The 11940-nt window shown below is 39.9% G+C and carries 10 protein-coding genes; 3 read left to right on the top strand and 7 right to left on the bottom strand.

Annotated elements, in window-relative coordinates; translation table 11 throughout:
• Positions 1-1192: putative bifunctional diguanylate cyclase/phosphodiesterase (locus AC4GME_RS12540; protein ID WP_490379489.1), on the bottom strand; the 1192-nt coding region annotated here is incomplete at its 3' end.
• 386 nt (positions 1193-1578) lie between these two features.
• On the opposite strand from AC4GME_RS12540, the gene AC4GME_RS12535 reads away from it, so the two are divergent.
• Complete coding sequence (locus tag AC4GME_RS12535; protein ID WP_490379488.1) at positions 1579-2274, top strand: Crp/Fnr family transcriptional regulator; 696 nt, start codon at positions 1579-1581, stop codon at positions 2272-2274.
• 92 nt (positions 2275-2366) lie between these two features.
• Here the strand turns inward: AC4GME_RS12535 and AC4GME_RS12530 are convergent, their stop codons facing one another.
• The 3 genes from AC4GME_RS12530 to AC4GME_RS12520 all read right to left on the bottom strand — a co-directional run bounded on the left by AC4GME_RS12530 (position 2367) and on the right by AC4GME_RS12520 (position 5765).
• Positions 2367-3362, bottom strand: a complete 996-nt coding sequence (locus AC4GME_RS12530; protein ID WP_490376336.1) for a substrate-binding domain-containing protein — start codon at positions 3360-3362, stop codon at positions 2367-2369.
• Positions 3363-3503: 141 nt separating this feature from the next.
• On the bottom strand, positions 3504-3842 hold the full coding sequence (locus AC4GME_RS12525; protein ID WP_490376335.1) for a hypothetical protein: 339 nt from the start codon (positions 3840-3842) through the stop codon (positions 3504-3506).
• Between the two features lie 288 nt (positions 3843-4130).
• On the bottom strand, positions 4131-5765 hold the full coding sequence (locus AC4GME_RS12520) for an FMN-binding glutamate synthase family protein (protein WP_490379487.1): 1635 nt from the start codon (positions 5763-5765) through the stop codon (positions 4131-4133).
• A 525-nt stretch (positions 5766-6290) separates the two neighbouring features.
• Between AC4GME_RS12520 and AC4GME_RS12515 the strand changes: the two genes are divergently transcribed.
• Positions 6291-7646, top strand: coding sequence for an NCS2 family permease (locus tag AC4GME_RS12515; protein ID WP_490376333.1), 1356 nt, complete (start codon positions 6291-6293; stop codon positions 7644-7646).
• Between the two features lie 210 nt (positions 7647-7856).
• Entirely contained in the window at positions 7857-8252 is a 396-nt protein-coding gene (locus AC4GME_RS12510; RefSeq protein ID WP_490376332.1) for a hypothetical protein, read from the top strand.
• 202 nt (positions 8253-8454) lie between these two features.
• On the opposite strand, the gene AC4GME_RS12505 is transcribed toward AC4GME_RS12510, so the two are convergent.
• The 3 genes from AC4GME_RS12505 to AC4GME_RS12495 form a co-directional block, all read right to left on the bottom strand.
• A complete protein-coding gene (locus AC4GME_RS12505) occupies positions 8455-8718 on the bottom strand; it encodes a substrate-binding domain-containing protein (RefSeq protein WP_490376331.1) in 264 nt (87 codons plus the stop codon).
• A 347-nt stretch (positions 8719-9065) separates the two neighbouring features.
• Positions 9066-10268, bottom strand: coding sequence for a patatin-like phospholipase family protein (locus AC4GME_RS12500; RefSeq protein WP_490376330.1), 1203 nt, complete (start codon positions 10266-10268; stop codon positions 9066-9068).
• A gap of 474 nt (positions 10269-10742) precedes the next feature.
• Positions 10743-11940 (bottom strand): patatin-like phospholipase family protein (locus tag AC4GME_RS12495; protein WP_490379486.1); only part of this gene is annotated, 1198 nt, incomplete at its 5' end.

Below are 11940 nucleotides of genomic sequence, written 5' to 3'. Positions count from 1 at the left end.
TTCCAAGTCGATTAGCAGTATCAATAATTACCTTCACAAGCTTCTTAACATGATTATTAGTGGCAATATTTACCATATACGAGTGGCCAATTTTCAACGTTCGCTCAGAATTTTTTTCTAGATAAGCTAAAGACGAATAACCTGTTCGAAATTCATCAATAGCAACACTAAACCCTAACATATTCAGTTCACAGAGTTTTTCTTCTGCTTTTTGCTGATCTTTCATTAAAAGGCTTTCTGTAACATCAAGCTCAATGTCTGTTGGTAATGCCCCCTCAGACAGAACATTATTCATCAGCTCATGAATAAAAGTTTCCTGCTCAAGCTGCTGAGTTGAGATCTTGATTGACAACCTCCCTGGTAAAGGGGTCTCAGCAGCAATCCATTTTTTTAATTGCAGACAGCTTTGCTTAATTACCCATTGACCAATATTCGGCATTACCCCTAGTTGCTCGGCAATGGGAATAAATTCGTCAAGGCTTACGGAACCTAAATCAGGATCGTTCCAACCTAGTAGTACTTCAGCCCCGCAAAACTGGTTATTATCGAGAATAACTGTAGGCTGATAGAGCAGATGGAACAACTCTTCATTCATTGCTCCTTTTAATCTTTGGCCAATTCGGTGCCGGCGAATCGCACTATTTAGCAACTTACAGGAATAACCATATCCCTCCTGTTTGCCTTTTGCATGCTGTATTGCAATATCCGCACTGTGTAACAACTCTGCAGCAGTATTCCCATCATACGGGTAGCGAGCCATAGCAATGCATGGACTTATATGATACAAATCCCCTTCTATTGAAAGCGCTTTTTCGAGTACCTGGTGTAAGCGGACGACAATATCTAAAGCCAGTGTTTCAGTTCCTCTAATCAAGAATGCAAACTGATCCCCTCCGAATCGTGCTAAAGTCCCTTCATGATTTGTAGCATTTTTAAATAGCTTAGTTACTGCAATAAGCGCTTTATCATCAGCTAAATACCCAGGATTGTTATTCACTTCTGTAAATCGATTCAAGTCAACAAATAACAGGTTAAATTCCTGAACATTGTCAACGCTAACTAAGTTAATTAATGCAAGCATAAATGCATTTCTATTTGGCAGTTGTGTTAAGGAATCATAATATACTATCTGTTCAACCGCTGAATTTAGCGAACGAAGTTCATAGGGAGCTTTATTGGCTATTGTTTTCAAGTAAGAGCACCTTATATTCGAGAAGTTTCTTTTCACTTTGTTTACTTCATTAGCGGGCATTTCAATCGTTGAATAATACCGGTTTAAATAACAGGCTCTGTTCTTTAAAGAACAGAGCCAGCAGTTAGCAACTTTTATGATAAATTCGTCGGGGAAAAGGTTCTATTCAAGCCCAATATGCAATCAAATATATTTTGCTTTTGAAACTTTAGTTAGCTGCGCGTAGCAAAAGAAGCGTTTGTGTTTATCAAGATCCGCTATAAGTGCGGTTACGAATCAGGGGAATATAAGCGAAAGCAGATAAGCAGTTTAGTATTAAACCGGCTTTCTACTCTCTCATCGGTGCACTATAGTAAATAGTATCTTAATCTAAAAACGAGTATAAGATGGCTGAATTTAGTATTGATACACTCCACTGGCCGTGCAAAATATCCAATGATTTAAAGCATCAATTACTTAATATTGCTCAACCAGGTAAAGGTTTACAAAACACACAGAAGAAGGCTGCTTTTCCTGGAATTTATTATATAACAAGCGGTCTGGCCACTTATTATTATACATCTGAAAATATGAATAATGCTTTAGGTTGTGTATTTGGCGCTCATGATTGGATAGGTGCATACTCCTTAGGAAGTAATGCCGAGTTTTTTATATTCTCCGTTGAGTTTGAGCCGGTGGAATACCTGTTTTTTTCAAAGCAAAAAATTGCGCAACTGGCAGAAAGCAACCCCGAGGTTTTTAAGTTTTTATATTATTGCATAATTAAAATGCAGCCAAGGCTGTTACAAGTTCAACTCACCGCACTTCATAATAAAGAGCTACGCATTGTCTATACCTTGCTTGCCTTAGCGCAAAAGAAACAAATCATAAAGGGAGCGAAAATATCGATTGAGATAACACAGGAGCAATTATGCACAGTAACAGGTCTTTCCCGGCCTAGAATCAATGAAGTACTAAAAAAAATTGAAAAGCACCATGAAATTTCTATAGAACGCGGGAAAATCCATATTATCGACCTTAAGGCTTTAGGAGATCGCCTCAATCAATTGAATACTATGTTTCACGATCCTAGAGCTAAATAAAAACCAGCAAATATTTTATTTGAAACGTCATCATAAATAGTCAGTTATTCAGTTAATGGGCGTCGTTGTAGATTCTATAGCACTTTGTTAGGTTATTTAGTACAAGTATCATAATTATTCGGAGTACAATAGGTCAGTGGAGTGTAAATTACTTTCTTATACTTTTGCTTATTGACGATTTTATGAAGCGTTAAGATTGCCTGTTTTCCCATTTCATATGGTTTTTGCCCAACATTACCATGTGCAAGATGGTCTCGTAACATGGCTAGCTGACCATCAGACGCATCAGAAATAACAATCACCACTTCCTTGCGATCAAGTTTCACTTTAAACGGCGCAATCATTTCACGATAGCGATATTCATCATTTTGCGGCCAGCCACCGACAGCAATAAAGGAGTCCGCACGATTTGGCTGTACTTTCAAAACAGACTCAAGCTGCTTAACTGCCCGATTAATCTTGTCATAATTGGGTATAGGACGTCGAACTTCAGTCCAGCCATTATCGTTTTTGAGCATTTTTCCTGGAGGAGTCTGATAAGTTTTTCCTGATAGAGCGGAGCGCAGGCCCATAATTCTTAAATTCAAATTTGGAGAATCTGGTCGTCCAGTTTGAATAATAAGGGTTCCTCCCTCGGGGCGTAATTTTTTTAATTGCTCTGCAAAAGCCCTTCCAAGCTCAAAATTGTCTGTTCCGATATAAGCCAGGCGCAAATTTTTATATTTTCCCAGAGTAGGTGTATCAAAGTCAGAGTCATAGGTAATAACAGGAATTCCTGCTTTTATCGCTTTCTGCATACTGCTTCTTGCAAGGAAATCAGATTCTGTAACGGCTACAGCGATTCCATCTATACCTTCATTAATCAGCTGTTCTATAATTTTATCCTGCATTCGCACATCGCCTTTATCAGGCCCACGATATACGCATTCAACTCCTTCTATTTGAGCAGCAGCATCTTTACAACCATCTCCACTTTGATTAAAAAAGACACCATGATACTTCGGGACAACGGCAAATTTCAGGTCCTTTGCACTTACTGGAAATACGATAAAGATCATAAACACTAACGTGATAGTTAACCTTGCCATCTTTTCTCTCTTAAAGTTAAACACAAAGCACGTAGCCACAGAAACGACGCCATTTTATATATGGAACCAATTAGGAAAACCTGACTTGCAGGCGAAACAGCGTTCAGCTTAATATTATGCATTTAATTGTTTGTAATATATTTAGTTAATTGAATTTAATTGATCTTTAATTAGAAGGCCAATAATAATATGACAAGCATGGCTGATTTGCTTGCTGTGCTTTTCCTGGATACCTTGTATGGCATCTCTATGTGCCAGTAATATTGCATCTATTTGTTGTTGATTAATACCTAAATCAGCTGGGATTTCCATAGATGATTCATATTTAATAAATAGCTGATTGTAATATTGATGGTACTCTGCGGTTACATTGGCAATCATCACTTCCGACAAGCCCGCTTTTTGACCTACCTGAAAAATCAGTTCCTCAACCTCTTTAAAATTGTCGGGGTTCTTAGGGAAGGGAATTACGTTATCCATATGATTTCCTCGCTTTATGATTCCTGCTGCTAGCCTCCAATTCGAGAGTCAATAAAAGTAAAGCCATAATAGTTGTGGTGAAACAAAGCAAATGCAGGCCTGCATAAAAACAATAGCTCTATTGTGAGCAAAACAGCAAAGTTTATGCCCATAAGCGTTATTTCATCTCAGATAACCCCTAGCTCGACTTAACAAAATAATAGTTGTTGTAGAAAAAAGAAATTGCAGGCCTGCATAAAAACAATAGTTCTATGGTGAGTAAAACAGCAAAGTTTATGCCCATAAGCGTTATTTCATCTCAGATAATCCCGAACTCGACTTAACAAAATAGTGCCGGGGTAGAAAACTCTCCGCGGAAGATTCTGACATCTCCTGAGCAAAGCTTTTCGGATATTTATCACTCAAGAAGCTGTTTTCAATCGGATAAGGATAAATTTCATCATAGCGTAAAATATCGGTTTGGCTGGTGCGTCTATAAATATGAGAGCGGTTGAGTTGGCTTGAGTAATCAAGTCCTGCCGAAGCTATAATCTGCATTGCAGCTTTAACCGTTTTATCGTGATACAGTGCGACCCGACTCGCTTTGTCTTCAACAACCAGGCCATTGCTTAAATTAGGATCCTGTGTTGCGATGCCCGTAGGGCACTTGTTGGTATTACAAATTAAAGACTGAACACATCCTAATGCGACCATCATACCGCGCGCGCTATTACAGAGATCTGCGCCCAATGCAATATGCTTAACAATATGAAAACCCGTAAAAATCTTGCCGCTCGCAATTACTTTAATATCCTTTTTTAGACCAAAACCTATCAAGGTATCACAAACAAAACTGAGTCCCTCTTTTAATGGCATACCTACTGAATTTGCATACTCTAATGGTGCAGCTCCTGTGCCCCCTTCCCCGCCATCAACCGTAATAAAATCCGGCTTAATACCCGTTTGAACCATAGCCTTGCAGAGTGAAAAAAACTCACTTCTGCGCCCGACACAGAGTTTAAAACCGATCGGTTTACCACAAGAGAGCTGCCGTAACTCTTGTATAAAACGCATCATCTCTAAAGGGCTGGAGAATGCTGAATGAGTAGGAGGTGAATCAACCGTCTCACCTGCTTGTACGTCTCTAATTTCAGCAATCTCTATGGTGTTTTTATGCGCAGGCAATATTCCGCCATGGCCGGGTTTAGCACCTTGAGATAACTTTATTTCAATCATTTTAATCACGTCTAATTGCGCGGTTTTGGAAAATTTTTCCGCGTTAAAATCCCCCTGCTTGTCCCGACAACCAAAATAACCCGTCCCCAGCTGCCAAATCAAATCGCCACCATGCTCTAAATGATACGGGCTTACACTGCCCTCACCGGTGTTGTGTGAAAAACCGCCAATTTTAGCGCCTTTATTGAGTGCTTTTATCGCATTATTGCTTAAAGCACCAAAACTCATCGCTGAAATATTAAAGATACTTGTAGAGTATGGTTTTATGCAGTCAGGCCCGCCGATAGTAATTCTGGGGTTGGGGTTTTCTTCATTAATATGCTTAGCCGCCAGCGAGTGGCCAATCCACTCATAACCGACCCGCAAAGTATCAACCTTTGTGCCATATGGCACAGTATCCCGCGTCCCTTTTGCCCTTTGATAAATAACTGAACGAAACATTCGACTGATCGGTACACCATCAGTTTCCGACTCAAAAAGATACTGGCGCAGATATGGACGAATAAACTCCACTAACCAACGCACTCGGCTCACAACAGGAAAGTTTCGCCAAAGTGCATGTTTAGTTTGCCACATATCGTAAATACCAATCAAAATGACAGGTAAAATAACAATAAAGGCCCAGATCATGGCTGGCCAAACTAAAGAGAGCAAGGCTGTGGAGATAAATAAAAAACAGGCGACGAAAATAAAAGAATTTCTCGACATTATATTAATCCTCATTTGAGCTTTGCAAGACTTATCCCATACCACAGACTACACCAGTGATAATGTCCGACTCATTATGTGGCGCAAAGAATGTCAGTCCAATAACACAACCTTAGTTGTAAACTAACAAAAGGCAAAAAACAGAAAACGGCTCTTAATAAAACTTTAGCTCTCCAGCCTGTTTCTTATAACTTGTGTTTTTTGTTCACTGCGAAAAAAACAGCACTCCATTTGCCATTCCGAAATTTTGTAACGAAAATGTAATTTTTATACAAATTGATTTCATTTCTTAGCGAATTACCCCATAATCGCGCCCAATCACAAATGTGAATAAATAACAGGTAATGATTACCTAATTTTAACCCGGTTATTTAATAATTGTCAGCTCAGAACTTTCCACCACTTTTCTGCTGAGTGACCGTCGTTTATTAAACAACCAATCACCTTTTTTGTATCTGTAATTGCACTTTGGACGCAATTAAGAGCAGTCTTTAAGGTGAAGAAACAAAAAAGTGAGTTATACCCATGAATACGGCTAGTACATCTACACCTAATACTGAATCTATCAGTACCTCCGCTTTTGCATCCTTAATGGAAAAGCTGTTTAAATTAAAAGCCCACAATACCAATATTAAAACAGAAATAACGGCTGGTCTTACGACTTTCGTAACTATGGCTTATATCCTTTTTGTTAACCCGGATATCATGTCAATTGCAGGCATGGACTACCAGGCAGTATTTGTTGCAACTGCATTAAGTGCGGCAATAGGCTGTATCTTTATGGGGCTTTATGCAAACTGGCCGGTAGGTTTAGCACCTGGCATGGGGCTGAATGCATTCTTCACCTTTGCTGTTGTTAAAGGAATGGAATATTCCTGGCAAGTTGCGCTAGGCGCAGTATTCATCTCAAGTGTTGTTTTTGTCATCATGAGTGTGACTAAATTACGCGGTTGGATTATTGATAGCATCCCTACCAGTTTGCGTTATGCGATGACTGCGGGTGTTGGTCTGTTTCTCGGTATCATCGGCTTAAAAGCCGCGGGTATTATTACAGCTAGTCAAGCAACACTCGTTACTATGGGCGATTTTCATGATCCTAAGGTAGTGTTAGGCGCAATGAGTTTCATCATCATTGCTATATTAGCATCACGTAAAGTCTTCGGTTCAGTATTGATCGGCATTATTACTATCACAGCTATCAGTACCCTAATGGGTTTAGTTAGCTTGCCGGAACAAGCGATCTCTTTACCGACAGGTTTATCAAAAACATTTATGCAGATGGATGTGATGGGTGCATTTGATGTGTCTATGATCAGTGTTATTTTAGCTTTCTTGTTTGTGAATATGTTTGATACTGCCGGCACTATGATCGGGGTAGCTGACAGTGCCCATTTTTATAATAAAGACGGCAAAATTGAAAATCTAAATAAAGCTCTTACTGCTGATAGTATCGCTAGTGTTGCTGGTGCAGTAATTGGTTGTCCACCAGTAACTACATATGTTGAAAGTAATGCGGGTATTGCTGAAGGCGGCCGTACTGGTTTAACGGCTGTTGTTGTAGGCTTATTGTTCTTAGTAGCAATGTTCTTTGCTCCAATAGCACAAATCGTCCCTGGTTATGCAACTGCAGGTGCGTTGATTTATGTGGCTTTTCTAATGGTCGGCAGCTTAAGTAAAGTGAACTGGGCCGAGTTTACGGACTACGTGCCAGCAGCAATCACAGCAATCATGATGCCGCTTACTTACTCAATTGCTGATGGTATTATTTTAGGTTTCCTATCATTTACTATTATCAAACATGCTACTGGTCGCTCGAAGGACGTATCTTTAGGTATGAATGTATTAGCAATTGTATTTATTCTGAAACTCGTATTTATTTAAGTCATAAATAACAGACCCTCACCGCTTCTTTCAGCCCTCTGCGGCTTGAAGTGGTGGATTATTAAATGCCAACTTAGGACTTAGTCTGCGGATAGGTCAGTAACTAAGTTGGCATTCTTATCTGGAATAATGGTTTTCTATTAACCAAGTCAGCTCAAGTGTTACACTTTTATCTTATTCAATATGTTAAGTGTCAGTGATGAGGAAACTATGCATATCATCTTTATTTTTTTTTTGCTTATTTCGCTAACTGTGAATGCAGCGGATATTAAGCCTTTTACCTCTGATGGGTGTAGCGCCTTTCCTGATGGAACATTTGAGCAGAAAGAATTATGGTTATCGTGTTGTACCGCTCATGATTATGCTTATTGGCAAGGTGGAACATACAGCGAAAGGTTAATTGCTGATAAAAAACTTCACCAATGTGTATCTAAAGTAGGTGAACCGCAAATTGCAGCACTTATGCTGGCTGGTGTCCGAGTTGGTGGGAGTCCATACCTGCCTACGGCGTTTAGGTGGGGTTACGGTTGGACTTATCCTCGATGGTATAAGGTATTAACGATTGAAGAAAAGAAACAAATAAAGTATCTACAAATTTCCCCTTAATAAAGCAAATCCATCAGACGCTTTATGGCTGTCGCGGTTTTTACTAGAAACAATAAGTAGCAAAAAAACGCAAAAATCAGCGCCAACATATAGCCCGGACATTCCCGCTTTAGATGATAGTCAAATCAAACAAACTATTTAAATTACTTGGGTTAATAGCAGCGCATTATGATTGCTCACCGAATTGAACGTGGCTATTGATTTACCTGAATGTTTTTGCTTTTCCCGTCGTATCTCCCTCAATAAGACGAAGCTCCGTATTGACAGCTAGGTTCTCATCTTTCAGCAGTTGCACCGCTTGATAACCACGCTTAGCGATATCTTGACTAACGGTACTTAACTGAAACGGCAGGTACTTCAAGATACGCAAATTATCCATTCCGATTAATGAAACATCTTCCGGCACATTGATCCCGCATTGACTTAACTGTCGATAACGAAGGTGCAGTTGATGCCCGAAATACATATGAAGATCTGATTATTAACAGAAGATCAAATATCTTTTCTATTATCGAAATTTGGGATACTGAGTGCTTGGGTTCACCCCAGACAATAAGTCTAATTGGTGAACATTGGAGTACCTTAAGCACAAATGGCTGTCTTTCATTGGCGATAGTTGTCAAAAATTGTATACAAAATTCAATTGTTGAAACTCTACTTCCAGAGATTGGAAAGGTTTTTAGTAATAAGAAAGATGCAATACAGTGGGTACAGCAAAAGAGGTAAACAGCAGGAGATCCAAATCTTTTTCACCCATGACAGAAACCGGAGCCCAGCATAAAGCCGTGCGGCGCTCCGGTTTTGGCATCAATCTCAATATAGTCCCTTCCCCGTAGGCTGAAATCCGGGTGGAACATTTTTCCATGGGTAACCCTGTTTGCCCATCTGGTATCCTAAATCAAACAATTTCCCCATGTATTCAGGATCAAAAGGTTCCTTTGATTTGACCTTAAACTCTTCCGGGATAAATGCCAGATTAAAATCAACGCCGTCCTGCTTGTTGCGAAGGTAGATGTAATACAGATCACCAAAGCTCTGGTTCTTGATAAGCGTGTCAGTGCTTCGCAGAGCAATGTCGCGAAGTTTGGGCTCCACATTCTTCCACTCAGGTTCCAGACGGGAATTTCTAAGAATATAAGCGCGTGGCGTACCTTGCACTTCTAACCTTTCAATAACTTTGCTCCAGTCTACTCCTGTCGGGTAGATGAAAACCTGAGAAGCGGTACCGCCGTCCACATGCATCTCATCATATGTGACCCCGTTGGATTGCACTTCCATAAACACCGGCGGGAAAACACCTGGAATAGAAGCCGAGGCCAAAAGAATATCTCGAATTAAATCAAGGGCATTTGGATTTTCACTAGCCGCGATCTTACCAATATTCCAGATCACTGGTCTACCTGCATCAAGATTGACTGTACCGATCAAAAGCAGCCGGCCCTTTGAGTGTTCAGATGCGATGGCTTCCATCAGATCCTGATTAATATATTTGATGAGCATTTTTTGCAGCCCTTCGGGGTTCACTGCAGAATCACCCGTAATAATTTTTAGTTTAGAACGCTTTTTTAAGATATCTTTGGTGGATATTGTTGTATACACCGCTTTTAGTTGCTCATCATATCCAGAACCAAGAAAAGCAAAGGGTGCCGTAAGCGCTCCGGTGCTGACTCCGGTCACAATACTGAACTCGGGCCGATCTCCTCTTTCAGTCCACCCCAACAGGAGCCCTGCACCAAAAGCCCCATTTGCCCCTCCGCCAGAGATTGCAAGATAGTTGTGTTCAGAATTGAACAAGGCAGGATACTGAGCGCTTAACTCAACCCGGGGTAATTCAAACCATTCTTGCAAATAAGTTGGCGTCCGGTCTCCCCACATTCTCATCCTATCGGAGCCCAATACTTGGGCGCCAGCGCTTAAATCCTGCGGCAGAGGATTACGGGTTTTTATGTGGGAACAGCCCAATATCATTGGTGTTGCTAGAAACATAATGATAAAAAGAATTTGTCTATTTTTCATATTATTTTCTCTTTATAAACATAAATAAGATGATGGGCGTGTTACTTGTGTCGCAGGAATAAACTGCCACGAGAAACTCATAAAGCGATCCTAGGGTTAGTATAGGACTAATAGAAAGCCTTTGTTCTAGGTCGGATCTTTTTTTTATTTCATGCAAGCCGGTGCAGCACAGCTTGAAGGGAGGAACCGCACGTCTGGCAACAATGTTGTTTCAGCCAACTTCAACTAAAGCAGTGCAGCGTAAAGCTGGCACCACCGCATGCAAATAGCTTGCTCACTATAAAAACTCACGCCTAACACAACGAAAAAACAGTATAAATAAGACGCATCAGGAAACAAGACTTGAGATTGCCGAGGTTGTGTCATAACTGCTTCCGATAAATGTAAAAAGCTTAACTAAAAAGGATGTTTTGTTCCCACCTTAGTCAACGTTAATGGCGGTTCATCCTTTAGCACCACCCAGTGAAATAATAATTATTTATCTAACTGTCTATCAATTTGCAAGTCATACTCATTCCATTTTATCTCTGTTTGCCAACTGTACCCCGTTAATGCATTTTCATAGCCTAATTTATAAACCTCACGCATTTCACTCGGCACAAAATCCAGCGTTGATTTTATATGGTCTGAGTCTTGAGGGATCGTTGCCATATGAAAATTCACCTCTTTTTGTTTCGCACTATGATAAATACGCGCTACGCTACGATCAAATAAGAGATCCATTTCAACGTTAATAAATGAGTTTAATATTGGACGAATCCTCAATGGAACAGGATCATAATGATGTCGTTCACGATACTTTTTGTTGGCAATTATATACAGATTAGATTTAACTTTTTTGTGTTTTCCCTCTGTCACTTGTAACTGATCTACCCAGTTAATAAACATGCCAATCATAAATACATTTGAGTACACACCACCATCTACATGCATTTGATAATATTTTTCACCCTCTATGTTTATTTCAAAAAAATGTGGTGGGAAAATAATGGGTACCGCACTTGATGCATAAATAATATCACGGTAACGTTGAACTTTATCACTACGGTCACTCGATGCTATTGCGCCCATATCCCAAACAACCAGTTGTCCCGTATCTAAATTAGTACTACCAATATATAAACGGCGGCCTTTTTTATGCTCTGCTGCAATTTTATCTAAGAACTGATTAGTAATTCCTTTTTCAAGCAATTTTTTTAAAGGGGTAGGGTCAGAGATTGTTGCACCGTTAAACACACTCAACCAACTGCTTGTGTATAGATCGTCAGAGCTCAAATTATTAAAAATCGGGTCTAATTTATCGATATGCTCCCCGCCTAAAAATGCAAATGAAGCCATAATAGAGCCAGTAGAAATAGCGGTCACAACATCAAATTCAGGCAAAGTGCCATGATCTTTCCACCCATTTAATACCCCCGCACCATAAGCACCACCTGCACCGCCACCCGATAGCGCTAAAATATTAAAATCTTTATTTTCCAGATCTTGATTAAACTCTAACATTTTTTTTTCTAAAACGTCTCCTAAGCTTCTGCGTAGCGTATATTCTGAGTCATGATGATTAATATCAAGATCTAATGCTCCCCAGGGCAATTTCTGCGCGTATGACTCTGGTAATGGAGTAGGTCGATTTACACAACCAGCAGTAATAAATAGCGTAAATATTACAAAG

The sequence above is a fragment of the Psychromonas sp. genome (genome assembly GCF_983033635.1).
The sequence above is the reverse complement of the archived record's forward strand: the minus strand, read 5'-3'. Positions and strand labels throughout refer to the sequence as shown.

Coding starts and splice junctions, on each gene's coding strand:
- AC4GME_RS12520 (WP_490379487.1), bottom strand. CDS start 5,765: ATGTCGAGAAATTCTTTTATTTTCGTCGCCTGTTTTTTATTTATCTCC.
- AC4GME_RS12530 (WP_490376336.1), bottom strand. CDS start 3,362: ATGGCAAGGTTAACTATCACGTTAGTGTTTATGATCTTTATCGTATTT.
- AC4GME_RS12500 (WP_490376330.1), bottom strand. CDS start 10,268: ATGAAAAATAGACAAATTCTTTTTATCATTATGTTTCTAGCAACACCA.
- AC4GME_RS12510 (WP_490376332.1), top strand. CDS start 7,857: ATGCATATCATCTTTATTTTTTTTTTGCTTATTTCGCTAACTGTGAAT.
- AC4GME_RS12535 (WP_490379488.1), top strand. CDS start 1,579: ATGGCTGAATTTAGTATTGATACACTCCACTGGCCGTGCAAAATATCC.
- AC4GME_RS12525 (WP_490376335.1), bottom strand. CDS start 3,842: ATGGATAACGTAATTCCCTTCCCTAAGAACCCCGACAATTTTAAAGAG.
- AC4GME_RS12505 (WP_490376331.1), bottom strand. CDS start 8,718: ATGTATTTCGGGCATCAACTGCACCTTCGTTATCGACAGTTAAGTCAA.
- AC4GME_RS12515 (WP_490376333.1), top strand. CDS start 6,291: ATGAATACGGCTAGTACATCTACACCTAATACTGAATCTATCAGTACC.